The following is a 25,019-nucleotide window of genomic DNA, read 5'->3' as shown; positions in this document are numbered from 1 at the left end:
TTCATTTCATTACGATAGCTTCATAGCACGCTTTAAGTATTGCCTGCACACGCAGCGTCGCGGTTCGAACGGGCTATCTGCAGGGAACTTCACATCTAAGAGGCAACGACATGACTATCGTAGGAAACTTTATCGGCGGCAAAATTACCCACAGCGCCAGCAATGAAACCATTCCCGTGTACGATCCGGCGACCGGCAAAGTCGTGCGTGAACTGACGCAGAGCACCGCTGCTGAAGTGGAAAAGGCGATTGAAGTCGCGCATGCCGCCTTCCCGGAATGGTCGAAAACCGCGCCGTTGCGTCGTGCCCGTGTGATGTTCAACTTTAAAGCGCTGATGGAAAAACATCGCGAAGAGCTGGCGGCACTGATCGTGTCTGAGCACGGTAAAGTGTGGTCCGATGCGCTGGGTGAACTGACGCGCGGTATCGAAGTGATCGAGTATGCCTGCGGTATTCCACATCTGATTAAAGGTGAAAACTCACCGAGCGTGGGCACCGGCGTTGACAGCTATTCGCTGATGCAGCCGGTCGGCGTTGTCGCCGGTATCACACCGTTTAACTTCCCGGCGATGGTGCCACTGTGGATGTTCCCCATCGCGCTGGCGTGCGGCAACACCTTTATCCTCAAGCCACCGGCGCTGGATCCTTCCGCATCTGTGCGCATGGCCGAACTGCTGAAAGAAGCGGGCCTGCCGGATGGCGTATTCAACGTGGTGCATTCGTCTAACGAAGATGCCGAGCAGCTGTACAAAGATCCGCGCATCGCCGCAGTCAGCTTCGTGGGTTCTTCCGGCGTAGCGGAGCACATCTATAAAACTGCCAGCGCCCACGGTAAACGCGTGCAGGCGTTTGGCGCGGCGAAAAACCACGCCATCGTGATGCCCGATGCCGATCTCGATGCCACCGTGAACGCCATTATGGGCGGCGCGTTTGGTTCAGCGGGTGAACGCTGCATGGCGCTGCCGGTTGTGGTTGCCGTGGGTGACGACACCGCAGACAAACTGATTGCGCGTCTGACGCCGCTGATCAAAGCGCTGCGCGTCGGTCCTGGCATCCAGAAAGGTACCGAAGAGAATGAAATGGGGCCGGTGGTTTCTGCTGCGCACCAGAAGAAAGTGCTGGGCTACATCGACAAAGGTGAGCAGGAAGGCGCGAAGCTGGTGGTTGATGGCCGCGGCATCCAGGTTGCTGGCCATGCAGAAGGTTACTACGTTGGCGGCACGCTGTTCGACAATGTGACGTCGGATATGACCATCTGGCGCGAAGAGATCTTCGGGCCGGTGCTGAGCATCATGCGTTCCAGCGATTACGACAGCGCACTGCAGCTGGTTAACAGCCACGAATTCGGTAACGGTAGCGCCATCTTCACCAGCAACGGCCACACCGCGCGTGAGTTCGTGCAGAACGTCGAAGCTGGCATGGTTGGCGTTAACGTGCCGGTTCCGGTGCCGATGGCGTTCCACAGCTTCGGCGGCTGGAAGCGTTCGGTATTTGGTGCGCTGAACGTGCACGGTCCAGACGGCGTGCGTTTCTACACCCGCATGAAAACCGCCACCGTGCGTTGGCCGAGCGGTCAGCAGACCGTATCTGAGTTCAGCATGCCGACGCTGGGCTAATTTCGCTCAACAAGGAGGAACAGGATGTCTCTGATTTCGAAAGCGCAAAAACCCGACAGCAACGGCCGCATCCAGCACGTCACGCCGGAAAGCGCGGGCTGGGAATATGTCGGCTTTGATGCCTATCTGCTGAAAAAAGGGCAGAGCCTGAAGCTGATTAGCGGCGACAAAGAGTTGTGTCTGGTGCTGGTGGCGGGCTTTGCGTCGGTGAAAACCCGTCACGCCGAGTTTCCGAATCTGGGTAAGCGTCTGTCGCCGTTTGAACGCACTCCGCCTTACTCAGTTTACGTACCGCATAACGACGAAGTGGAAGTGTATGCGGATAGCGATCTGGAGCTGGCGGTGTGTAATGCACCGAGCAGCGGCAACCTGCCGGCGCGACTGATTGCGCCGGAAGATGTTGGTGTTGAGCAGCGTGGTAAAGGGCGTAATCAGCGTCTGGTACACAACATTCTGCCGGACAATAAAGAGGCCGACAGTCTGCTGGTGGTGGAAGTTTACACCGATGAAGGCGCGACCAGTTCGTACCCCAGCCACAAGCACGACCAGAAAAACAGCCCGGACGAAACCTATCTGGAAGAGACCTACTATCACCGTTTCGATCCTGAGCCAGGTTTCGCCATGCAGCGCGTTTATACCGACGACCGTTCCCTCGACGAGTGCATGGCGCCGTATAACCGCGATGTGGTGACGGTGCCGCGTGGCTATCATCCGGTGGCAACCATTGCCGGGTACGATAACTACTATCTCAACGTGATGGCGGGTCCAAAACGTCTGTGGAAATTTACCTGGGAGAAAGATCACGCCTGGGTGAACAGCGACCAGTATCCGCGTTCGTAACATGCGTACCAACGTAAAAAAGGGCAGCCACTTGGCTGCCTTTTTAGTTGGTGGCCGCCATAAATGGCGACTCTACGGAGTATTTATTCGCTGGCCACGTTGTTGTTCAGCGCCAGCGACACGGCAAGTGTCTGTGCCAGACACAGCGAGGCGACCTGCGAACGGAAGCCATCCACTTGCGCTTCACGCACCACAAAACACACATCGCTGAAGGCGGCCAGCGGGCTGACCTGGCTGTCGGTGATGGCGATCAGATGCGCGCCACGTTTGGCACCCAACTCAACCAACTCCACCGCTTCACGCGCGTATGGCGAATAGCTGATGGCGATCACCACGTCTTTCGGGTTCACCATGCTCAGCTGCTCGGTGAACATGCCGCCGAGGCCGTCGATCAGGAACGCACGACGCTCCAGATGGCGCAGCGCATACACCAGATACGATGCCACGCTGAATGAGCGACGCAGGCCGATGATGTAGATGTTCTCGGCTTCATCGAGCATTTTCACCGCGCGGTTGAGCTGGTCCGGATTTACCTGCATCGCCAGCTGTTGCAGCGCCTGACTATTCACCATGGTGAAGACATTGAGAATTTCGGCCGGGCTCTCTGGTGAAGTGGCGCTGTCGTCAGTGGCGGTCTGGCGGAACAGACGTGCGCGCTCGGTATAGTTAACGGTCTCTTCCATCAGGTGCTGACGGAAAACCTGTTTCATTTCGTTGAAGCCGCTGAAGCCAAAGGCGTTGGCAAAGCGGATCAGCGTGGAGGGCGGCACATCGGCATGTTGTGCGATGGAAGCAACGGTATCGAAAGCGATACTGTTACTGTTATCAAGGATATAACGAGCCACCTGCTTCAGGCGTTTGCTCAGCGTCTCATAGCGACGACGGATCTCGTCCTGTAACAAGGTTAATTGCGTTGGATTATTGGTCATTACTTCGGCCCGCTAGAAAAGAAAATATGGCTGGATAATGAGCGCTATAGTACCAGATGGATGGAAAATTTCATTTGTTTGACATCATCGTGACGCTTATTTCATCGGTTTATGAAATGCCTCACAGAATATGCAGGTTTTCCCCTCACCCTAACCCTCTCCCGCAAGCGGGCGAGGGAACCGTCTTGTGCGGTACCCCGGATCGCGTTCATTACTCAACAATTGCTGGAGCGGTCCCTTCTCCCGCTGGCGGGAGAAGGCTAGGTTGAGGGCCAGCGAGAACAATCAAAAAAGCGGCCAATTGGCCGCTTTTTCCCAGCTAACTTCGCACTTAACCGCGTACAGCGCGCCAGTAGCCGATCAACCGCAGGTAATTCCCTTTCACGGTCTCAACCAGCGCCTTATCATCCAGCTCGCCTTGCAGCCACTGGCGTGACGGCTGGCCGAAGATGGTGCGACCTACCGCGAAACCTTTCACCCACGGCGCTTGCGCTGCGGCGGCGAAACCAGCTTTCAGCGTCTCTTCCGGGGCATCGAGGCCCAGCAGCAGAATGCCGCGGCAGTGCGGGTCGTTCTGCTCGATCAACCCGCTGATCGCCTGCCAGCTTTCGGCAGACAGCGGCGGCAGTTTCCACCAGTCTGGCTGAATGCCAAGGCTGTAGAAGTGGCTCAGCATGTCGTAATAGTAGGATTCGTCACGGTCCGGATTGCTCTCCGGCAGAATCAGCTCCAGCAGCAGTTCGTGCCCGCTCTTGTTACAGCCATTCCACACATCGAGCACCAGCTCATCCTGCTCTTTACGCAGTTCCGCGCTGTCGTGCGGATGGTAGAACACCAGACATTTCACCACGTGCTCGGCTGGCCAGTCGACCAGCTGTGAGCCGATGTTGCCGTGCTCAAGACGCAGCGGACGTGAACTTGGCAGCTCAATTGGACGCCCAATCCACCAGTTTTTACCGGTAATCGCGTTCAGCGCTTTCTGGCCGTAAGTGGTATCCGCGAGGATGCCGCTCTTTTCATTCAGGCCGGCTTCATTGGCCGCTTCTTCTGCGGCACGCAGCAGCAGCAGTTTCAATTCTGGGATGCGCGCTTCGCTGACGCCCGCTTCGCGCGCCATATCAGCCAGCTGTTTGCGATGGTCGAAGGCGAACACATTCAGCTCTGGCCACTGCTGTTTACGCGTGGTGACGCGATGCAGGTGATTGAGACGTACATCAAGATCCGGACGTTTCACCTCTTTATCGCGGCTTAGGAAATCATCCAGCTCTTCTTTGGTCGGCATCGCCGGTGCACAGCCGTGGCGCGAAACCACCAGCGCGCCACAGGCGTTCGCGTAACGGCACGCTTGCTCCCAGCTTTCATCATTCAGCCAGCCGCGCAGCAGGCCAGACATAAAGGCATCGCCGGCACCCAGCACGTTCAGCACTTCAACGCGCACGCCGCTCTGCAGTTTGGTCTGTTCCCAACTATCCGGGATCTCGCCCTCAAACACCACGCAACCCAGCGGACCGCGTTTGCACACTAATGTGGCCTGGCTCGATTTACGCACATTTTTCAGCGCGGTCAGCGTATCGGTGCTGCCACCAGCGATATGGAACTCTTCTTCCGTTCCGACCACCAAATCGAAATAGTGCAGCACTTCCTGTAGCTGTTGCGTCACTTCGCCCGATTCAATGAAACGCGTTTCGCCGTCGCCGAGTGAGGTCAATCCCCACAGTACCGGACGATAATCGATATCCAGCGCGGTGCGCAGGCCGTTGCGTTTGGCGATATCCAGCGCTTTCAGTACGGCGGCGCGGGTTTGCGGATGCGAAAGGTGCGTGCCGGTGACGGCGACCGCGCGTGAAGAGGTGATGAAATCTTCGTTAATATCTTCCGGCACCAGCCCCATATCGGCGCAGTTGTCGCGGTAGAAGATCAGCGGGAAGCTCTCTTCATCTTTGATCCCAAGGATCACCAGCCCGGTCAGGCGCTGCTTATCGGTAATCAGGCCATCGGTATTGCAGCCCGCACGTTGCAGCTCTTCACGCAAAAAGCGGCCGTTATGCTCGTCACCTACGCGCGCCAGCATCGCCGATTTCAGGCCCTGGATCGCCGTACCGTAGGCCACGTTGCCGGAAGACCCGCCGAGATATTTGTTGAAGCTGGTCATATCTTCCAGGCGTGATCCAATTTGCTGACCGTAGAGGTCGACGGCGATGCGTCCGATACAAATCACATCAAGCCGCTTCTGTTGTGTACTCATACCTATTGTTTCCTTCTGTGATAAGCAGACACTGCGGGCGCTGCCGCCCAACGTCGAGCGCTTTGCTTCCGGGTTCTCAAGGTGCCTGATTGGCTTTGGTCGCAGTATGAGGAATAAAAATTCCAAATTCAATATGAAATGAAACATCCATCACGATTTTGTGAGCCAGGTAAAACTCTGACCAGGCCGCAAAGCGGCGTTTGAATCGTCGGGAGTTTCAGTGATAGTCAGGCTTGTGAGCCAGGTCTCAGGAAAGTGCTGGCGAATCAAGGAAGCTACTGAAGTGAAATGAAATTTCGTTATGACCTGCAAATGACCTGTTACTGTTCCACTTTTCCCCCTTTCGCGGCTTGCGCAGCCCACGTTTCATTGCTGAATTTGATCTCCATCGCAAAATGAAATGTTTCTTCTGTAATCGTGTTTAATGAAAAAAATATTTGTTTATAATCGCCTCACGTTTCACTTAATCCGCGGGCGCCGTGAACGGCAGTTTTTACCCGAACCGCGATGTACCTCGCCGCAGGTACCAGCATGTAAAGGAAGAAGCATATGGGCACAATCAGACTCACCACGGCACAGGCGCTGGTAAAATTTCTTGATAACCAATACCTGAACGTTGACGGCGTTGAAACCAAATTTGTGAAAGGCATTTTTGCCATTTTCGGTCACGGCAACGTGCTGGGATTGGGACAGGCGCTGGAGCAGGACAGCGGCGATCTGGTGGTGCATCAGGGCCGTAACGAGCAGGGCATGGCGCACGCTGCTATTGGCTTTGCCAAGCAGTCGCTGCGTCGTCAGATTATCGCCTGTACCTCATCGGTCGGTCCCGGCGCGGCCAACATGATTACCGCTGCTGCCACCGCGACCGCCAACCGCATTCCTTTACTGCTGCTGCCGGGCGATGTGTTCGCTACGCGCCAACCGGATCCGGTATTGCAGCAGATCGAACAGAGCCACGATCTCAGCATCAGCACCAACGACGCGTTCCGCGCCGTGAGCAAATACTGGGATCGCGTCAGCCGCCCGGAACAGCTGATGACTGCCTGCATCAACGCCTTGCGCGTGTTGACCGATCCGGCAGAAACCGGCGCGGTGACGATTGCGCTGCCGCAGGACGTGCAGGGCGAAGCCTGGGACTTCCCGGAATACTTTTTCCAGAAACGTGTGCATCGTCTGGATCGCCGCTTGCCAACTGCCGCGCAATTAGAAGATGCGCTGGCGCTGATTGCGCGTAAACACAAGCCGCTGATCATTGTCGGCGGTGGCCTGAAATATTCCGATGCCGGGGATGCGCTGCTGAAATTTGCCGAGCGCTTCAACATTCCGTTTGCCGAAACTCAGGCCGGTAAAGGCACCATCGTTTCCGATCACCCGCTCAATGTCGGCGGCGTGGGCGAAACCGGCTGCCTGGCGGCCAACCTGCTGGCGAAAGAGGCCGATCTGGTGATTGGTATCGGTACGCGTTACACCGACTTCACCACCGCGTCGAAATGGATTTTCCAGAATCCGGACGTGAGCTATCTGAACCTCAACGTCAGCAACTTCGACAGCTACAAGCTGGATGCGGTGCAGCTGCTGGCGGATGCGCGTGAAGGTTTAACCGCGCTGGAAAGCGGGCTGCAAGGTTTCGAAAACCATTGGGGCGGCCAGATTGAGCTGTCGCAAAGCAAGCTGTTGAAAGAGACGCAGCGCGTCTATGCCGCCACCTATAACACCGACGATTTCATTCCGGAAATCGCCGACCACGCCGATCGCGAAGCGCTGTTTGCCGAGTTTGAGCGCCTGACGAAATCGGTGCTGACGCAGAGCAGCGTGCTGGGCGCCTTAAACGAGCAACTCCCAAAGGATGCGGTGATTGTCGCGGCAGCGGGCAGTCTGCCGGGCGACCTGCAGCGCGTGTGGCGCACCAAAGATTACAACTCGTACCACGTTGAGTACGGCTACTCCTGTATGGGTTATGAAGTGAATGCCGCGCTGGGCGTAAAGCTGGCGCAGCCGCAGCGTGAAGTCTACGTCATGGTTGGCGACGGTTCGTTCATGATGCTGCACTCCGAGCTGGTCACGTCGATTCAGGAAGGGGCGAAAATCAACGTGGTGCTGCTGGATAACATGACCAACGGTTGTATCAACAACCTGCAGATGGAACACGGCATGGACAGCTTCACCACCGAGTTCCGCTTCCGTAATCCGGAAGGGGGCAAGCTGGATGGCGGCTTTGTGCCGGTGGACTTCGCGGCGATCGCCGGCGGTTACGGCTGCAAAACCTACCGCATTACCACGCTGGAACAGCTGGAAGCCGCGTTGATCGACGCGCAGAAGCAGACCGTTTCCGTGCTGTTCGACATCAAAGTGCTGCCAAAAACCATGGTGCACAAATACTTCAGCTGGTGGCACGTCGGCGTGGCGCAAACCTCTACGTCAACGCGCACGCAAGAAGTGGCCGACAACCTTAACGTGCATATCGAACAAGCACGTAAGTATTAAAACCTCTTTTAGGCCGGAGCTCTCCGGCCTTGTTTTACCCTAACTTATCCGACTCTACAGGTGTAATTATGACGCTCAAACTCGGTGTAATTGGTACCGGTGCAATTGGTCAGGAACACATTCGTCGCTGCAATAACGTCTTGCAGGGTGCCAAAGTGGTGGCGGTTTCTGATATCAACGTGGAAGGGGCGCGCGCGGCGCTGCAACGTCTGAATATCGAAGCCGAGGTGTATCAGGATGGTCATCAGGTGATCAACTCGCCAGACGTTGACGCCGTGCTGGTGACATCCTGGGATCCGACCCACGAAGAGTTTACGCTGGCGGCAATCGCGGCCGGCAAACCGGTGTTCTGTGAAAAGCCGCTGGCGCTGAGCGCTGAAGGTTGCCGTCGCATTGTGGATGCCGAGATCAAACACGGTAAACGTCTGGTGCAAGTGGGCTTTATGCGCCCTTACGATGCCGGCTATCGCGCGCTAAAAAAAGTGATCACTGACGGTGAAATCGGCGAACCGCTGATGCTGCATTGCGCGCACCGCAACCAGAGCGTCGGCGAGAATTACACCACCGACATGGCGATCACTAACACCCTGATTCACGAGCTGGACGTGCTGCGCTGGCTGACCGAAGACGACTACAAAACCGTGCAGGTGGTGTTCCCGCGCACCACGTCGAAGTCTCATGCCAATTTGAAAGATCCGCAGATCGTGCTGTTCGAAACGCAGAAAGGCATCCGCATTGATGTGGAGATCTTCGTTAACTGCGCGTACGGCTACGACATTCAGTGTGAAGTAGTGGGCGAAGAGGGCATCGCTAAGCTACCGGAGCCTTCGGCGATCCAAACGCGCAAAAACGCGCGTCTCGGCGTGCCGCTGCTAACCGACTGGAAAGACCGTTTCATTGATGCTTATGACGTTGAGCTGCAAGCGTTTATTAATGACGTGAAAGACGGCCAACTGACCGGACCTTCTGCCTGGGATGGTTTTGCTGCTTCCGTGGCCGCCGATGCCTGCCACAAAGCGCAGAACAGCGGTGCGATTGAGCCGGTAACCATGCCGCCGCGTCCGGATTTCTACGCCAAATAACTGAGCTGTGCGCTAAATACTCCTCGGCGGCTCAGCGGCCGCCTCTGTGAATCAGGGACAACACCATGAACAAAGACAACGTTAAACTGGCGATCGCGCCAATCGGCTGGACTAACGACGACATGCCAGAGCTGGGCAGCGAAAACACCTTCCAGCAAACCGTGAGTGAAATGGCGCTCGCGGGTTTTACCGGCAGTGAAGTGGGCAGTAAATATCCGCGCGACCCGGCGATTCTCAAGCCGATGCTGGATATCCGTGGCATTCAGATCTGCAACGCCTGGTTTAGCACCTTCTTCGCCAACGGCGACAAAGCGAAAACCATCGACGAATTTACCCATCACATGAACTTCCTGCATGCGATGGGCGCGCGCGTGATTGGTTGCTCCGAGCAGAGCAAAAGTATTCAGGGCACCACGCTGCCGGTGCTGGAGCAGAAGCCGATTTTCAGCGATGAAGAGTGGCGCTTAACTGCAGAAGGCTACAACGAGCTGGCGGAGATCGCCGCGAAGAAAGGCATGCGTTTGACGCTGCACCATCACATGGGCACCGGCATTCAGACGCCAGCCGAGATCGATCGCTTTATGGAATCGACCAATGAGAATGTTGGCCTGCTGTACGATACCGGCCACATCTATTATTCCGAAGGTTCACAGCAGGCGATGCTGGATGTGCTGACCAAATATCTGCCGCGTATTTTCCACGTGCATCTGAAAGACGTGCGCGACAGCGTGGTAGCCGAAGTGCGTGAGAAATCGCTGTCGTTCCTGGATGGCGTGAAGAAGGGGACTTTCACCGTGCCGGGCGATGGCGTGATCGATTTCAAACCGGTGTTCAAAATCCTCGATGATTACGGCTATAAAGGCTGGATGGTGGTGGAAGCGGAGCAGGATCCGGCGTTGGCCAATCCGTTCGAATATGCGGTGAAAGCGCGTAAGTACATCCGCGAGAATGCGGGGTTATAAGGGCAAATGCTCGCAATGCATTGCGCCGCTACGGGATGTACACGCATTCGTAGCGGCGCGATTTATCGCGCTGTTTTCCATAAAAAAAGGCCGTTATCCCTTCAGGATAACGGCCTTTTAATTGGCTGAGATTATGACGCTAACGACAACGCCGGTTTCTGTGCGTTGACCGCCAGCCACTCGGCAATGCGCGCCTGCTCGGCTTCGTTCAGCCACATACCTTGTTTGGTACGACGCCAAATCGCATCATCCAGCTCGCGTACCCATTCGTTTTTCACCAGGTAACGCAGCTCGGCTTCGTAGAACTCGTGACCGAAGTTTTCACCCAGATCGTCGATGCTCTTCGCGCCTGCCAGCAGCTCTTCGGTGCGGCTACCGTAAGTCCGCGCAAAGTGACGCGCCATACCTTCGCTAATAAACGGATAGCGACGACGCAGGCTGGCGGTGTAATCCTCGCGTGAACCGGAGAAATCCCCGCCCGGCAATACCGCGTTTTTGGTCCAGGCCGGGCCGATATTCGGGTAGTATTTAGTCAGTTTCTCCAGCGCATGTTCCGCCAGCTTACGATAGGTGGTCAGCTTGCCGCCGAACACGGACAGCAGCGGAGCCTGGCCATTGTCGTCATGCACATCCAGCGTGTAATCACGGGTGATGGCCTGCGGCGAATCCGATTCGTCATCGCACAGCGGACGTACGCCCGAGTAAGTCCAGACGATGTCATCTTTGCTCAGCTGCTGTTTGAAGTGTCCATTAAACACGTTCAGCAGGTAGCTGATTTCGTTGTCATCGATTTTCACGTCTTTCGGATCGCCTTTGTACTCCACGTCGGTGGTGCCGATGATGGAGAACTCATCCATCCACGGAATCACAAACACGATACGGTTATCTTCGTTTTGCAGGATATACGCCTGCTTTTCGCGATGGACGCGCGGTACCACGATGTGGCTGCCTTTGATCAGACGAATGCCGTACGGCGATTTCAGCTTAAGGCCATCGTCGAAGAACTCTTTTACCCACGGACCAGCCGCATTGACCAGACCTTTGGCGCGCCAGGTGTAGGTTTTACCGCTGTCGATATCTTCGGCTTCCACCATCCACAAACCGGCTTCACGCCAGGCGCGGGTCACGCGCGTGCGGGTGCGTACTTCGCCGCCCTGTTTTTCCACTTCCTGCGCATTGAGTACCACCATTCGCGCATCATCAACCCAGCAGTCAGAATATTCGAATCCGCGCGTGATCTCCGGCTTGAGGGCCGAATCCGCGCCAAAACGCAGGCTCTTACTACCCGGCAGCGTGGTGCGTTTGCCGAGGCGATCGTACATAAACAGGCCCATACGGATCATCCACGCCGGACGCAGATGCGGACGGTGCGGCAGACGGAAGCGCATCGGGAAGGCGATGTGCGGGGCCATTTTCAGCAGCACTTCACGTTCTGCTAACGCTTCGCCCACCAGGCGGAATTCATAGTGTTCAAGGTAGCGCAGGCCGCCGTGAATCAATTTCGAGCTGTTGGAGGAGGTTGCACAGGCCAAATCCCGCGCCTCCAGCATCAGCACCGACAGTCCGCGTCCTGCAGCGTCCACTGCAATGCCGGCTCCGTTAATGCCGCCGCCGATCACGATCAGGTCTTTGGTTTCCACGTCATCTCCTCCGATGTTCGGAATAGTTCTAAAATGTTCGTTTTCGAGCGTAATAATAATCGGAAACCAACATCTACGCCAGCGGTTAACTGAATAAAAACATTTTTGCGTGATATAGCTAACATTCCGACAGGAAAAAAATCACATAACCACAGGACTTGTCAGGTTATCGCGGCGCGTTCTCAGGTTAAACTAGGCGCTAATTGTGATGAAGTAATGAGAGACACCATGGAAACCTTCGAGTGTATTAACGTCCTGCAGGCGCAAGAGCATCTGGCACAAGGTGCGCAGCTGGTGGATATCCGTGATCCGCAGAGCTTTATGATGGGCCACGCGGCGGGCGCGCAGCACCTGACCAACGACAATCTGGCGGATTTCATCGCCAACGCCAATCAGGCTTTGCCGGTGCTAGTGATGTGCTATCACGGCAACAGCAGCAAAGGCGCGGCGCAGTTCCTGCTGGGCCAGGGATTCAGCGCGGCGTACAGCATTGACGGCGGATTTGATGCCTGGCGCGCGGCATTCCCGGCGCAGGTTGCCCTCGGCGACGCCTGAGCCCATCGCATAAGGAAGGAGATCACCGCATGATGCGCATCACCCAGTTCAATAATCCGCGCATGGCGCAGGCGTTTGTCGACTACATGGCGACTCGCGGCGTGACGCTACGCATTGAGCGCGAAAGCCACTTTGTCATTATGTTGGATGACGAAAGCAAGCTGGAGAGGGTCGAAAACGAACTCGCGCAGTTCGTGCGCGATCCCAACCATCCGCGCTATCAGGCGGCCAGCTGGCATAGCGGCAACACCGAGAGTGGCTTGCGCTACGAGCGCACCCACATCTGGGCGAGCATTCGCGAACGCGCAGGTCCGCTCACCATGACCATCATGATCGCCTGCGTCGCGGTATTTATCCTGATGCAGATCGTCGGTGATGATGTGGCGCTGGATTGGCTGGCATGGCCGGCGAATTCCTCGCAATATTTCCAGGTGTGGCGCTGGTTTAGCCATGCGCTGCTGCACTTCTCGCTGCTGCATATCCTGTTCAACCTGATGTGGTGGTGGTATCTCGGCGGTGCGGTCGAGAAGCGTCTCGGCAGCGGCAAGCTGTTTGTGATTATGCTGATCTCGGCGCTGCTAACCGGCTGGATGCAGGCCAAGTTCAGCGGCGTGCTGTTTGGTGGTTTGTCGGGCGTGGTTTACGCGTTGATGGGTTACTGCTGGCTGCGCGGCGAGCGCGATCCCGAAAGTGGTATTTATCTCGAGCGCGGCCTGATTGGCTTCGCGGTCGTATGGTTGGTGATTGGCTGGTACGGCGCATTTGGCCTGTCGATCGCCAACGCCGCGCACGTCACCGGCTTACTGGTGGGTTTAGCGATGGCATTTGTTGATACGCGTAAGATTACGCGTCGTTAGCAGCACCAATAAAAGAAGCGGCCACGAGCCGAGGAGAGAGATGTGAAGCAGACGCAACGTCATGACGCCATTATCGATCTGGTCCGGCGTCAGGGATATGTCAGTACCGAAGAGCTGGTGGATCACTTTGAAGTCAGCCCGCAAACCATTCGGCGTGACCTGAACGACCTGGCCGATCAGAACAAAATCATGCGCCATCACGGCGGGGCGGCGCTGCCGTCCAGCTCAGAAAATACCGCATGGCAGGATCGTAAAATGATGTGGTCGGCGGAGAAAGCGCGCATCGCCGAGCGCGTGGCGAGCCAGATCCCTGATGGCGCCACGCTGTTTATTGATATCGGCACCACGCCGGAAGCGGTGGCGCATGCGCTGCTCAATCACAACAATCTGCGCGTTGTCACCAACAACCTCAACGTGGCGATTCTGCTGATGGCGAAACCTGATTTCCGCGTAATTATCGCCGGCGGCGAAGTGCGCACGCGCGATGGCGGCATCATGGGCGAAGCGACGCTGGACTTCATTTCGCAGTTTCGCCTCGATTACGGCATTCTCGGCATCAGCGGCATTGATATGGATGGTTCGCTGCTGGAGTTCGATTATCACGAAGTGCGCACCAAACGCGCCATCATCGAAAACTCGCGCTGCGTGATGCTGGTGGTGGATCACTCGAAGTTTGGCCGTAATGCGATGGTCAACCTCGGCAATATGAGCCTGATTGATTACATGTATACCGATCAAAGCCCGCCGGCCAGCGTGCTGAAAGTGATTGAACAGCACGAAGTTCACCTCGAACTTTGCTAATGCCGTAGCGGCGCAATTTATTGTGCGATAAATTGCGCCGCTACAAAAATCAGCACCGATTTTTTTCACTGCACCTGCATTTCCCTGTCGCTTTTTTCTGCGCCCCCAGCTTTACTTATCCATTCACCTCTTGCGCTCGCCCGGCTTTACCGTTAACGGACTTGAAGGGATTGATATGTCGCAGCAAAAATTCAATAAAACACGTTTCGACGCCGCGCTCACCCGCCAATGGCAGCATCTCGGACTCACTTCCGCCCAGCAAATGACACCGCAGCAATGGTGGCAAGCGCTGAGCCGCGTGCTGGCAGAAATGCTGGCGACGCAGCCACCTGTGCCAGCCAAACACGGGCAGCGCCACGTCAACTATCTGTCGATGGAGTTTCTGCTGGGGCGTTTGACCGGCAATAATTTGCTCAATCTTGGCTGGTATAACGAGGTGCAAGCCGCGCTGGCGGAACATCAGGTTGAGCTGAGCGAACTGCTGGAAGAGGAGGTGGATCCGGCACTCGGTAACGGCGGATTGGGGCGTTTGGCCGCTTGCTATATGGATTCGATGGCGACCGTCGGCCAGGCTGCGATGGGCCACGGCCTCAACTATCAATACGGCCTGTTTCGTCAGACGTTTGCCGACGGACAGCAGCAGGAAGCGCCGGATGACTGGCAGCGCGATCGCTATCCGTGGTTCCGCTACAACGCCGCGCTGGATGTGCAGGTAGGCCTCGGCGGCAAGGTCAAAGAGAACCACGATGGTAGCCTCAGCTGGCGACCTAAAATTCACCTCAAAGGCGAAGCCTGGGATTTGCCGGTGGTGGGCTATCGCAACGGTATCACGCTGCCGCTACGCCTGTGGAAAGCCAGCAGCGCGCAGCCGTTCGATCTCACCGCATTCAACAACGGCCAGTTCCTGCAGGCTGAGCAGCAAGGCATTGCAGCCGACAAGCTGACCAAAGTGCTCTATCCCAATGATAATCATGCCGAAGGTAAGCGGCTGCGCCTGATGCAGCAGTATTTCCAGTGCGCCTGCGCGGTGGGCGATATTCTGCGGCGTCATCATCTCGCCGGGCGCGCCATTCGCACCTTGCCAGATTTCGAAGTGATCCAGCTTAACGACACGCATCCCACCATCGCCATCCCGGAGATGCTGCGCGTGCTGCTGGATGAGCATCAACTGAGTTGGGACGATGCGTGGCAGATCACCAGCCGCACCTTTGCGTATACCAATCACACGCTGATGCCGGAAGCGCTGGAGCGCTGGGATGAGAAGCTGGTGCGCGACCTGCTGCCGCGCCATATGTTGATCATCCGCGAGATTAATCGCCGCCTGAAAAAGATAGTGAAGCAACGGTGGCCAGACGATAAAGCGATCTGGCACAAGCTGGCGGTGGTGGCTGATGGTCAGGTGCGCATGGCGAATCTGTGCGTGGTGAGCTGTTTCGCCGTCAACGGCGTGGCGGCGCTGCACTCCGAGCTGGTGGTGAAAGATCTGTTCCCGGAATATCACCTGCTGTGGCCGAACAAATTCCATAACGTGACCAACGGCATCACGCCGCGCCGCTGGTTGAAACAGTGTAATCCGCTGCTGGCGACGCTGATCGATGACAGCCTGCAGGTTGAGTGGGCCAACGATCTCGATGCGCTGGCGTGGCTGGCACCTTTCGCCCGCAAAAAGGCGTTTCGTCAGCAGTTCCGCGACATCAAGCAGCAAAACAAACAGCGGCTGACGCTCTACGTCAAGCGCGTGACCGGCATTGATATCAATCCGGATGCGCTGTTTGACGTGCAGATTAAGCGACTGCATGAGTACAAACGTCAGCACCTCAGTTTGCTGCATATGCTGCACTGCTATCGCCAGCTGCGCGACAACCCGGATAACCCCGACTTCGTGCCGCGCGTGTTCCTGTTTGGCGCCAAAGCCGCGCCCGGCTACTACCTCGCCAAAAATATCATCTATGCCATCAACAAAGTGGCGGAGGTGATCAACAACGATCCACTCGTCGGCGATCGCCTCAAAGTGGTGTTTATCCCGGATTACCGCATCACCGCCGCAGAGCTGATGATTCCGGCCGCCGATCTCTCCGAGCAGATTTCCACCGCCGGTTATGAGGCTTCCGGCACCGGCAATATGAAGCTGGCGCTGAACGGCGCGCTCACTATTGGCACGCTGGACGGCGCCAATGTGGAGATTGCTGAAGCGGTGGGCGCGAAGCATATCTTTATCTTCGGCAACAGCGTGGATGAGGTGAAAGCGCTGAAGGCGGGCGGCTACAGCCCGAAAAAGCTGCGTAAACAGAATCCTTATCTGGATGGTTTGCTGAAGGAGCTGGAGAAGGGCAAGTTCAGCGAGGGCGATAAGCATGCGTTTGATTTGATGCTGCAAAGCCTGACCAAAAATGGCGATCCCTGGCTGGTGCTGGCCGACTTTGATGCCTACATCGCCGCGCAGCAGCAGGTGGAAGCGTTGTGGAAAAACCCGGACGCCTGGACGCGCGCAGCGATCCTCAATACCGCTCACACCGGCCGCTTCAGCTCTGACCGTTCAATTCGCGATTATCAGCAGCGGATTTGGCAGGCGGCCCGATAAAGACACGATTGATGATTTTGGAGACACGATGACGCTCAACAAGCTGGACCAGGCGACACAGGATGCCGGCATTTCGCTGCGCTTTATTAACGCGCACGGCGAGCCGGAAACCATCAGCGATGAGACCAAACGCGCGTTGCTGGCAGTCATGGAAACGCCTACCGGTAAAGCGCCACCGCTGCCGCCGGTGCAGGTATTTGCCGATCGCAGCAAGCGCCAACTGACGCCACAAGGCAGCGGCACTTTTTCCTGGCAGCTACAAACCGAACAGGGCAAAAGCTTCAGCGGCGAAGTGCAGGGCGGAGAACCGCTCACACTGCCGCCACGTCTGTCACAAGGTTATCACCAGCTCACGCTGCGCAAAGGTCGCCAGCAGTGGCAAACGCGCATCATCATTGCGCCACGCCGCTGTTTTATCCCGGCATCAGTCGAGCAAGGAGAGAAACTGTGGGGCGCGTTAGTACAGCTTTACACGCTGCGATCGGATGACAATTGGGGCATCGGTGACTTCGGCGATTTGGCGCAAATGCTGGAGAACGTTGCCAATAATGGCGGTGACTTCGTTGGCCTTAATCCTTTGCATGCGCTTTATCCTGCACAGCCAGAACATGCCAGTCCTTACAGCCCAACCTCGCGTCGCTGGCTCAACGTGCTGTATATCGACGTTAATCGGCTGGAGGATTTTCAGCGTAGCGAGGCAGCGCAGCGTTGGTGGCAAAGGGCGAAAACACGCAAAGCGCTGGATCAGGCGCGCGCGGCTGAGTTTGTCGATTACAGCGCGGTGGCCAAACTGAAATTGGCCGCGCTGCGCTTTGCCTGGCAGCGCTTCCAGCCGCGCGCCGCTGAAGATGCCGGATTTCAGCAATTTATCGTTGAGGGCGGCGACCATCTGCGTTATCAGGCGGCGTTTGATGGCATTCTCGCCGAACGCAGCCAGCAGCATCCTGATGAATGGGGTTGGACCAACTGGCCGGAAGGCTGGCGCAACGCTTTGCTGCCGGAGGTGCAGCAATGGTGTGCGGAACACGAAGAGGAGATTCAGTTCTGGAGTTGGTTGCAGTGGGTGGCGCAAGAGCAGTTTGCCATCTGCTGTCAAATTAGCCAGCAGCTTGGCATGGAAGTGGGATTATATCGCGACTTAGCGGTCGGCGTGGCGCAAGGCAGCGCGGAAACCTGGCAGGATCCGGAACTGTATAAACTCGGCGCTTCCGTCGGTGCGCCGCCGGATCGCCTCGGTCCACAGGGGCAAAACTGGTGTTTGCCGCCGCTCGATCCACATGTGATGCGCGCGCGCGGCTATCAGCCTTTTATCGACTTGCTGCGCGCCAATATGCGTGACTGCGGCGCTTTGCGTATCGATCACGTGATGGCGCTGCTGCGCTTGTGGTGGATTCCCTACGGCGAAAGCGCGGATAAAGGCGCTTACGTGGCCTATCCGGTTGAGGATCTGCTAGCGATCCTGGCGCTGGAGAGTCAGCGCCATCGCTGCATGGTCATTGGCGAAGATCTCGGCACGGTGCCAAAAGAGATCGTCAGCCTGCTGCGCAAAAGCGGCATTTTCTCGTGGAAAGTGTTGTTCTTCGAGCAGCACGGCGATGGCCGCTATCGTCAGCCGCAAGAGTATCCCGTGCAGTCGATTGCCAGCGCCAGTACCCATGATTTGCCGACGTTGGCGGGATTCTGGAGATATGAGGATCTTTTTCTGGGTCACAAACTGGGCTTGTACCAGGAGAGCGTATACATGTCATTGCTAAGGCAAAGGGATAAACAAAAACAGGCGCTATTGGATGCGCTGCATCAGATGAATACGTTGCCTGCGCGCCACGGTACCGTTGCCAGCCGATTGTCCTTCACACCGATGCTCAATCGCGGCTTCCACCGCTATCTGGCGCGCACTAACAGCGCATTGCTGGGGCTGCAACCTGAAGACTGGCTTGCTATGACTTCACCGGTCAACGTGCCGGGTACGGTAGATGAATATCCAAACTGGCGGCGCAAGTTAAGCGTCACAATCGAAAAGATGTTTAGAGGAAACGTGCCGGGCTTATTGAATGCGGTAAATACCGGGCGCAGGAAGCGTTGAAGAACGCGCGGCAGCGTCGGGTCGCTGCCGCGTGCTTAATCAGTAGTACGAGTGCTCGCCGCGCTGGTGCTCGGTCAAATCGCGCACGCCTTTCAGCTCAGGGAAGGCTGCCAGCAGCTCTTTCTCGATGCCATCTTTCAGCGTGACGTCGATCATCGAACAACCGTTACAGCCACCGCCGAATTGCAGAATGGCGATGCCGTCATCGGTGATTTCCATCAGCGATACGCGACCGCCGTGGCCAGCCAGCTGCGGGTTAATCTGCGCTTGCAGCAGATATTCCACGCGTTCCACCATTGGCGCATCGTCAGAGACTTTCCGCATTTTGGCGTTAGGCGCTTTCAGCGTCAGCTGCGAACCGAGGTTGTCGGTAACAAAGTCGATTTCCGCGTCATCGAGGTACGGTGCGCTCAGCTCATCAACAAAGGCTGACAGTTTTTCGAACTTAAATTCGGTATCAGTCGCTTCTACTGCATCGGGTGGGCAGTAAGAAACACCGCATTCTGCGGTTGGCGTACCCGGATTAATGACGAATACGCGAATCTGAGTGCCATCTTCTTGTTTGGACAGCAATTTTGAGAAGTGCTCTTGCGCAGCATCAGTAATAACGATCATGGCGATTGCTCAATAGTTGACTAAATTACTTGGTTATAATACGCCCAACACCGACGCTCTACAAGGTACGGCACAGGCAACCAATGTGTACGCTGGCCGCGCCTTGCGCCAGCAGGATGCGGCTAATTTCCGCCACGGTACTTCCGGTCGTCACAACATCGTCGATAAGCAGGATATGGCGTCCGCGCACCGGCATTTCAAGGCGAAACGCGCCGCGCAGGTTCTTTTTGCGCGCGCTGGCGCTCAATGAATGCTGAACTGCGCCCTGTCGCACCCGCTTTACCGCTTCGCGATATTCACAGCCCAGCCAGCGAGCCAGCGGTTTTGCTAGCAGCGCCGCCTGATTGTAGCCGCGTTGCCAGGCGCGCCGACGATGCAGCGGTACGCTCAGCACCAAATCTACACGCGGCAGCCGGTAATCACGACGCATTGTTAACAATTTTAACAAAATCAGCCGCGCCAGCATCACTCTGAGTGCGGTTACGCGAGAAAACTTCAGCTGCTGCACCCAATCGCTCAGCGGCGGCAGGTAATCGCTGACGCAGCTCAGGCTCTGCCACGGCGGCGGGCGGCGCAGGCAGCGCCCGCAGGGCTGCATTCCACTGGCCGGTAAACCGCAGCAGGGACAGAGTGCCGGTAGCCGCGGAATTTGCTGCACGCAGCGGCTGCACAAACCGTGGCTGGCAATCTGCAACGGCAGGCGGCATAGCCAACACAGGGCCGGGATTGGTAGCATAGCGACCTCCTTATCACTTTTCCGGAGTGTAACCGATGAGTTCGCTTTACTGGCACACCACAGGCACGGGCGATCGCGATCTTGTGCTGCTGCACGGCTGGGGTTTGAACGCCGAAGTGTGGCAAAACATCGTTCCGCGACTCAGCTCGCATTTTCGCCTGCATCTGGTGGATCTGCCGGGCTTTGGCCGCAGCCAGGGTTTTGCGCCGCTGACCTTAGCGGAAATGGCGCAACAGTTGTTGCCGCAGCTGCCCGATCGCGCAGTGCTGCTCGGCTGGTCGCTGGGTGGATTAGTTGCTAGCCAGCTGGCGTTAACCCAGCCAGAGCGCGTTGCAGCGCTGATCACCGTTGCCTCATCGCCATGTTTTACCGCGCGTGATCAATGGCCGGGCATCAAGCCCGAAACGCTGCAAAATTTTCAGCAGCAGTTGAGCACCGATTTCCAGCGCACCGTGGAGCGCTTTCTGGCACTGCAAACCATGGGCACGGAGAACGCGCGACAGGATGCGCGTCAGTTGAAAGAGGTGGTGTTATCGCAGCCGATGCCGTCGGTTGCGGTGCTGGAAGGGGGATTAGAGATTTTGCGTCAGGACGATTTGCGTGCCGCGCTCGACGATCTGCCGCTGCCATTCCTGCGTATTTACGGCTATCTCGATGGGCTGGTGCCGCGTCGTATCGCAGAAGAACTGGATTCACGCTGGCCAGCTTCATCCTCGGTGGTGATGGAGAAAGCCGCGCATGCGCCTTTCATTTCTCACCCCGATGAATTTACGCAGCTGATCATCAAGTTTACCGCAGCCACATAAACTGCCACGCAGCCAGCTTTAAGGGCTGGCTGCCATCCAGCTTCTCCCCGCTAATCACATCCTGCATATGCCGCGCCAGCGGTAACTGTGTCGTCACCTCATGACGGCTGAGATTAAACACACACAGCAAACCCTCATCGCTATCCGGCTGATGGCGACGCAACACCAGCAGGCTATTTTCGCTTTCCAGCAGCGTCATCGGGTTATCGGGATGAAACGCGGGTTGCCGCGTGCGCAGTTGAATCAGCGCGCTCAGGCGTTCATACACCTGTTGGCGCAGCGGGTTGCCGCCGCTGATCCACTGTTCCATTTCACGCAGGCTGTACTTCTCCCGGTTGATGGCACGGTTATGACCGGCGGCCCGCACGCCTTCATTGTCGTTGCGCGAGCCAAGAATACTTTGAATGTAAATCGCCGGTACGCCAGGAAATGACAGCAGAATCGCGTGTGCCAGCAGGAAGCGGCGCAAACGCGTGTCATCGTCATCGTCCTGCTGATTGAGCGCATCGAAATAGGTGACATTGATTTCGTAAGGGCTGGTGGTGCCATCGGCATTGTTCTTGTAGGAGACCAGCGCGCCTTCCAGTGCTAAATCACGCACCAGCGCCACAATCTCCACTTCCGACAAAATGCCGCGCGCCGGATTGAGTCCAATGCCGTCGTGCGAGGCAAGAAAGTTAAAGAAAGTGGTGGTGCCACCGCCTAAATCCAGCGTGCTGGCCCATTGACGCAGCGCACGCGCCGATCCGGAATGAATGGCGTGCAGCACCAGCGGCGGCAGCGAAAACTGGTATACCATTTGCGCTTCATCTTTGCCGTTACCGAAATAGCTGATGTTGTCTTTGTGCGGCACGTTGGTTTCGGTGACGATCACCGTGCCGGGCGCCACTTCATTGGCAATGGCGCGAAACAGCTTCACCAGCTGATGCGTTTTCGGCAGGTGAATGCAGTTGGTGCCCGGCGTTTTCCACATGTAGCCCACCGCGTCGAGCCGCACATAATCCGCGCCTTTGTTCAGGTAGTCGAGCAGCACATCGACCATGCGAATCAGCACTTCCGGATTGCCAAAGTTGAGGTCGATCTGATCGGCGCTGAAGGTGGTCCAGATATAGCGCGTCTCGCCGTCGGCCATCGCAAACGGTGTGAGCAGCGGCGAGGTGCGTGGACGCGTCACCGCGCTGAGATCGGTCGCCGGCGGCATGCTGATAAAGAAATCATCCCAACCCGGATCCTGCGCCAGAAAGTGTTGAAACCAGCGGCTGTGCGCCGACATGTGGTTGCAGACAAAATCAAACATCAGCCGCGTTTCGCTGTGCAGCGCGCTGATGTGCTGCCAGTCGCCGCAAATCGGATTGACCTGGTGATAGTCGATAACCGAGAAGCCATCGTCGGAAGAGTAGGGAAAGAACGGCAACAGATGCACCAGACTGAAAGTGGATTGCAGATGCTGCTGATAAAAACGCGAGAAGCTGGCAAGGGTTGGCTGTTCAGGTTCGCGGAATTGATCGGCATAGGTAATCAGCACCACATCTTTCTCATCCCAGTGCGCCTTGCGCGGCAGTTTTGCCGTATCGCGTGCGGCACGAATGTGCGAAAGCAGGCGTTCACGCGCCGCGACCGTAAAGCTGCCGTGATAAATCTCATCGATTAAGGCGTTGATAATATCCATGGATCGCTGGGCCACGCGGAAGGTTATTTTTTCAGCGTAGTTGGATGAGGAGATTTATCAAGCTGATACGCGCGGAGACTAAGGTTTCTCCGCGCGTTATTTACGGCAGGAACTTAGCGTTTTTTACCGAATGCCGCGGCGAGCGCATCGCCCATCGCGCTGTTGCCGGCAGACGAGCTGGCGGGTTTGCCGCGACCTTTGTTATTGGCCGCCGGGCGGGCGTTTTCTTTGCCTGCGCTGCGGTTGCTGCCGCGGGCATGGCTTTCACCAGGCTGCTCGTCCAGACGCATGGTGAGCGCAATACGCTTACGCTGCATATCCACTTCCATCACCTTCACTTTGACGATATCGCCGGCTTTCACCACCTGATGGGGATCTTCAACGAACTTGTCGGAAAGGGAAGAGATGTGCACCAAACCATCCTGATGCACGCCGATATCGACGAAAGCACCGAAGTTGGTGACATTGGTGACGGCGCCTTCCAGCACCATGCCCGGCAGCAGATCGTTGAGCGTTTCCACGCCTTCAGCAAATTGCGCGGTTTTAAACTCCGGACGTGGATCGCGGCCCGGTTTTTCCAGCTCTTTGATGATGTCTGTGACCGTTGGCAAGCCGAAGCGCTCATCGGTGAAGTCGCGGGCATTCAGATCACGCAGACCGCCAGCATTGCCCATCAACTCATCCAGCGCCTGCTCGGTGGCGGCCAGAATGCGCTCGACCAGCGGATAGGCTTCCGGGTGCACGGTTGAGGCATCCAGCGGGTTATCGCCGTGGTTGATGCGCAGGAAGCCCGCGCACTGCTCAAAGGCTTTCGGCCCGAGGCGGCTCACCTTTAGCAGCTGCTGACGATTCTGGAAGCGGCCATTTTCATCGCGCCAGCTAACAATATTCTGCGCCATCATGCGGGTTAAACCGGCCACGCGGGTCAGTAGCGCCACAGACGCGGTGTTGAGATCGACGCCCACGGCGTTTACGCAGTCTTCCACCACCGCATCCAGCTTCTTCGCCAGCTGGCTTTGGCTGACGTCATGCTGATATTGGCCTACGCCGATCGATTTCGGATCGATCTTCACCAGCTCGGCGAGCGGGTCCTGCAGGCGACGCGCGATGGAAACCGCGCCACGGATGGAAACGTCGAGATCCGGAAACTCCAGTGCCGCCAGCTCAGAAGCCGAATAGACCGATGCACCGGCTTCGCTGACGATCACTTTCTGCGCGTTGATTTGCGGGAACTGCTTCTGCACGTCGAGGAAGAAACGCTCGGTCTCGCGCGAGGCGGTACCGTTGCCAATCGCCACCAGTTCAACCTGATGTTTGGCGCACAGCGCCGCCACAGCCGTGGCCGCTTTCGCCGCCTGGCCGGTGTGCGGATAAATGGTATCGGTCGCGACCAGCTTGCCGGTGGCATCTACCACCGCAACTTTCACACCGGTACGTAAGCCTGGATCGAGGCCCATGGTGGCGCGCATGCCCGCAGGCGCAGCCATCAGCAGATCGTGCAGGTTACGGGCAAATACGTTGATGGCTTCATCTTCGGCGCGTTCACGAAGGGTGCCCATCAATTCAGTTTCGAGGTGCAGCAGCACTTTGATGCGCCAGGTCCAGCTCACCACCGCTTTACGCCAGCTATCCGCTGGCGCGTTATTCAGGCGCAGCTTGAGGTGTTCGGCGATCAGCGTTTCGCCATAGCTTTCACGCGGGGCTTCGTCGAACTGCGGATCGGCATTCAGCGACAGCTGCAGCACGCCTTCATTGCGGCCGCGGAACATCGCCAGCGCACGGTGCGACGGGACGCCGCTCAGCGCTTCGTGATGATCGAAGTAGTCGCGGAATTTCGCGCCTTCTTCCTCTTTACCTTCCACCACGCGCGAAACCACATGCGCGTTCTTCCACAGATATTCACGCACTTTCGCCAGCAGCGTCGCGTCTTCGGCAAAGCGCTCCATCAGGATGTAGCGCGCGCCATCCAGCGCAGCGCGCACGTCGGCGACACCTTTGTCGGCATCAACGTAGCTGGCGGCCAGCTGCTCGGGATCCTGCGATGGGTCCTGCCACAGCGTATCGGCCAGCGGTTCCAGACCGGCTTCAATAGCAATCTGTCCGCGCGTGCGACGCTTCTGTTTGTACGGCAGGTAAAGGTCTTCCAGCTCGGTTTTGTTCAGCGTGCTGTTGATGGCGGTGGCGAGTTCAGGCGTGAGTTTGCCCTGTTCGTCGATGGATTTCAGAATCGACTGGCGACGATCGTCCAGCTCGCGCAGGTAACTCAGACGGCTCTCCAGCAAACGCAGCTGAGTGTCGTCGAGTCCGCCGGTCACTTCCTTACGATAACGTGCGATAAACGGCACGGTGTTCCCTTCATCAAGTAAGCGAACGGCAGCATCAACCTGGTCGGCGCGTGCCTTCAGCTCACCTGCGATAATCTGGCTCAGTGAATCTTTCATCATCATTAACAATGCTTACACAGGGTTGGAAATAGCGGACAGTTATACGGAATGAGGCCGAAAATTGCCAGCCGGTG

18 protein-coding genes are annotated in these 25,019 nt (G+C 57.0%); 11 read left to right on the top strand and 7 right to left on the bottom strand.

The window, feature by feature from the left end:
• Positions 1–110 precede the first annotated feature (110 nt).
• Complete coding sequence (locus P6287_RS18045) at positions 111–1,616, top strand: CoA-acylating methylmalonate-semialdehyde dehydrogenase (protein WP_192236963.1); 1,506 nt, start codon at positions 111–113, stop codon at positions 1,614–1,616.
• Positions 1,617–1,640: 24 nt separating this feature from the next.
• Positions 1,641–2,456, top strand: a complete 816-nt coding sequence (gene iolB / locus P6287_RS18040; RefSeq protein ID WP_192414804.1) for a 5-deoxy-glucuronate isomerase — start codon at positions 1,641–1,643, stop codon at positions 2,454–2,456.
• Between the two features lie 83 nt (positions 2,457–2,539).
• On the opposite strand, the gene P6287_RS18035 is transcribed toward iolB, so the two are convergent.
• Positions 2,540–3,385, bottom strand: coding sequence for a MurR/RpiR family transcriptional regulator (locus P6287_RS18035; protein ID WP_192414806.1), 846 nt, complete (start codon positions 3,383–3,385; stop codon positions 2,540–2,542).
• 331 nt (positions 3,386–3,716) lie between these two features.
• A complete protein-coding gene (iolC, locus tag P6287_RS18030) occupies positions 3,717–5,630 on the bottom strand; it encodes a 5-dehydro-2-deoxygluconokinase (protein WP_192414808.1) in 1,914 nt (637 codons plus the stop codon).
• A 549-nt stretch (positions 5,631–6,179) separates the two neighbouring features.
• On the opposite strand from iolC, the gene iolD reads away from it, so the two are divergent.
• The 3 genes from iolD (at position 6,180) to iolE (ending at position 10,158) form a co-directional block, all read left to right on the top strand.
• Positions 6,180–8,114 carry a 3D-(3,5/4)-trihydroxycyclohexane-1,2-dione acylhydrolase (decyclizing) gene (iolD, locus tag P6287_RS18025; RefSeq protein ID WP_192414810.1) on the top strand — a complete coding sequence of 645 codons (1,935 nt, stop codon included), beginning with the start codon at positions 6,180–6,182 and terminating at the stop codon, positions 8,112–8,114.
• A gap of 68 nt (positions 8,115–8,182) precedes the next feature.
• On the top strand, positions 8,183–9,196 hold the full coding sequence (locus P6287_RS18020; protein ID WP_217549901.1) for a Gfo/Idh/MocA family oxidoreductase: 1,014 nt from the start codon (positions 8,183–8,185) through the stop codon (positions 9,194–9,196).
• Positions 9,197–9,261: 65 nt separating this feature from the next.
• Complete coding sequence (iolE, locus tag P6287_RS18015; protein ID WP_192414812.1) at positions 9,262–10,158, top strand: myo-inosose-2 dehydratase; 897 nt, start codon at positions 9,262–9,264, stop codon at positions 10,156–10,158.
• Positions 10,159–10,289: 131 nt separating this feature from the next.
• On the opposite strand, the gene glpD is transcribed toward iolE, so the two are convergent.
• Positions 10,290–11,798 carry a glycerol-3-phosphate dehydrogenase gene (glpD, locus tag P6287_RS18010; protein WP_110867634.1) on the bottom strand — a complete coding sequence of 503 codons (1,509 nt, stop codon included), beginning with the start codon at positions 11,796–11,798 and terminating at the stop codon, positions 10,290–10,292.
• 228 nt (positions 11,799–12,026) lie between these two features.
• On the opposite strand from glpD, the gene glpE reads away from it, so the two are divergent.
• The 5 genes from glpE (at position 12,027) to malQ (ending at position 18,675) form a co-directional block, all read left to right on the top strand.
• The gene (glpE, locus tag P6287_RS18005) at positions 12,027–12,353 is read left to right on the top strand and encodes a thiosulfate sulfurtransferase GlpE (protein ID WP_008107933.1); all 327 of its coding nucleotides are present in this window, start codon (positions 12,027–12,029) and stop codon (positions 12,351–12,353) included.
• A gap of 32 nt (positions 12,354–12,385) precedes the next feature.
• A complete protein-coding gene (glpG, locus tag P6287_RS18000; protein ID WP_277974946.1) occupies positions 12,386–13,210 on the top strand; it encodes a rhomboid family intramembrane serine protease GlpG in 825 nt (274 codons plus the stop codon).
• 42 nt (positions 13,211–13,252) lie between these two features.
• Positions 13,253–14,011 carry a DeoR/GlpR family transcriptional regulator gene (locus P6287_RS17995; RefSeq protein ID WP_008107931.1) on the top strand — a complete coding sequence of 253 codons (759 nt, stop codon included), beginning with the start codon at positions 13,253–13,255 and terminating at the stop codon, positions 14,009–14,011.
• Positions 14,012–14,186: 175 nt separating this feature from the next.
• Positions 14,187–16,592, top strand: coding sequence for a maltodextrin phosphorylase (gene malP, locus P6287_RS17990; RefSeq protein ID WP_277974185.1), 2,406 nt, complete (start codon positions 14,187–14,189; stop codon positions 16,590–16,592).
• 28 nt (positions 16,593–16,620) lie between these two features.
• Entirely contained in the window at positions 16,621–18,675 is a 2,055-nt protein-coding gene (gene malQ, locus P6287_RS17985) for a 4-alpha-glucanotransferase (protein WP_277974184.1), read from the top strand.
• A 39-nt stretch (positions 18,676–18,714) separates the two neighbouring features.
• On the opposite strand, the gene nfuA is transcribed toward malQ, so the two are convergent.
• Positions 18,715–19,290, bottom strand: coding sequence for a Fe-S biogenesis protein NfuA (gene nfuA / locus P6287_RS17980; protein WP_064741235.1), 576 nt, complete (start codon positions 19,288–19,290; stop codon positions 18,715–18,717).
• Between the two features lie 58 nt (positions 19,291–19,348).
• Positions 19,349–20,026 carry a DNA utilization protein GntX gene (gntX, locus tag P6287_RS17975; RefSeq protein ID WP_101762685.1) on the bottom strand — a complete coding sequence of 226 codons (678 nt, stop codon included), beginning with the start codon at positions 20,024–20,026 and terminating at the stop codon, positions 19,349–19,351.
• A 35-nt stretch (positions 20,027–20,061) separates the two neighbouring features.
• Between gntX and bioH the strand changes: the two genes are divergently transcribed.
• Positions 20,062–20,832 carry a pimeloyl-ACP methyl ester esterase BioH gene (gene bioH / locus P6287_RS17970; protein ID WP_277974183.1) on the top strand — a complete coding sequence of 257 codons (771 nt, stop codon included), beginning with the start codon at positions 20,062–20,064 and terminating at the stop codon, positions 20,830–20,832.
• On the opposite strand, the gene P6287_RS17965 is transcribed toward bioH, so the two are convergent.
• Both P6287_RS17965 and P6287_RS17960 read right to left on the bottom strand, forming a co-directional pair.
• Positions 20,816–22,501 (bottom strand): alpha-amylase family glycosyl hydrolase, encoded by a 1,686-nt coding sequence (locus P6287_RS17965; RefSeq protein ID WP_277974182.1) that lies wholly within the window; start codon positions 22,499–22,501, stop codon positions 20,816–20,818. The two genes, bioH and P6287_RS17965, sit on opposite strands and share 17 nt — an antisense overlap.
• A 113-nt stretch (positions 22,502–22,614) precedes the next feature.
• Positions 22,615–24,945, bottom strand: coding sequence for a Tex family protein (locus P6287_RS17960; protein WP_277974945.1), 2,331 nt, complete (start codon positions 24,943–24,945; stop codon positions 22,615–22,617).
• Positions 24,946–25,019 lie beyond the last annotated feature (74 nt).

The sequence above is a fragment of the Pantoea sp. X85 genome, assembly GCF_029623675.1.
Lineage (GTDB): Bacteria > Pseudomonadota > Gammaproteobacteria > Enterobacterales > Enterobacteriaceae > Pantoea > Pantoea leporis.
The sequence above is the reverse complement of the archived record's forward strand: the minus strand, read 5'-3'. Positions and strand labels throughout refer to the sequence as shown.

What these genes read in the sequence shown, in the direction of transcription:
- gntX (WP_101762685.1), bottom strand. Translation starts at nt 20,026, where the DNA reads ATGCTACCAATCCCGGCCCTGTGTTGGCTATGCCGCCTGCCGTTGCAG.
- P6287_RS18045 (WP_192236963.1), top strand. Translation starts at nt 111, where the DNA reads ATGACTATCGTAGGAAACTTTATCGGCGGCAAAATTACCCACAGCGCC.
- P6287_RS17960 (WP_277974945.1), bottom strand. Translation starts at nt 24,945, where the DNA reads ATGATGAAAGATTCACTGAGCCAGATTATCGCAGGTGAGCTGAAGGCA.
- P6287_RS17965 (WP_277974182.1), bottom strand. Translation starts at nt 22,501, where the DNA reads ATGGATATTATCAACGCCTTAATCGATGAGATTTATCACGGCAGCTTT.
- malQ (WP_277974184.1), top strand. Translation starts at nt 16,621, where the DNA reads ATGACGCTCAACAAGCTGGACCAGGCGACACAGGATGCCGGCATTTCG.
- iolB (WP_192414804.1), top strand. Translation starts at nt 1,641, where the DNA reads ATGTCTCTGATTTCGAAAGCGCAAAAACCCGACAGCAACGGCCGCATC.
- glpG (WP_277974946.1), top strand. Translation starts at nt 12,386, where the DNA reads ATGCGCATCACCCAGTTCAATAATCCGCGCATGGCGCAGGCGTTTGTC.
- iolD (WP_192414810.1), top strand. Translation starts at nt 6,180, where the DNA reads ATGGGCACAATCAGACTCACCACGGCACAGGCGCTGGTAAAATTTCTT.
- bioH (WP_277974183.1), top strand. Translation starts at nt 20,062, where the DNA reads ATGAGTTCGCTTTACTGGCACACCACAGGCACGGGCGATCGCGATCTT.
- iolE (WP_192414812.1), top strand. Translation starts at nt 9,262, where the DNA reads ATGAACAAAGACAACGTTAAACTGGCGATCGCGCCAATCGGCTGGACT.
- P6287_RS18035 (WP_192414806.1), bottom strand. Translation starts at nt 3,385, where the DNA reads ATGACCAATAATCCAACGCAATTAACCTTGTTACAGGACGAGATCCGT.
- P6287_RS18020 (WP_217549901.1), top strand. Translation starts at nt 8,183, where the DNA reads ATGACGCTCAAACTCGGTGTAATTGGTACCGGTGCAATTGGTCAGGAA.
- glpE (WP_008107933.1), top strand. Translation starts at nt 12,027, where the DNA reads ATGGAAACCTTCGAGTGTATTAACGTCCTGCAGGCGCAAGAGCATCTG.
- iolC (WP_192414808.1), bottom strand. Translation starts at nt 5,630, where the DNA reads ATGAGTACACAACAGAAGCGGCTTGATGTGATTTGTATCGGACGCATC.
- malP (WP_277974185.1), top strand. Translation starts at nt 14,187, where the DNA reads ATGTCGCAGCAAAAATTCAATAAAACACGTTTCGACGCCGCGCTCACC.
- nfuA (WP_064741235.1), bottom strand. Translation starts at nt 19,290, where the DNA reads ATGATCGTTATTACTGATGCTGCGCAAGAGCACTTCTCAAAATTGCTG.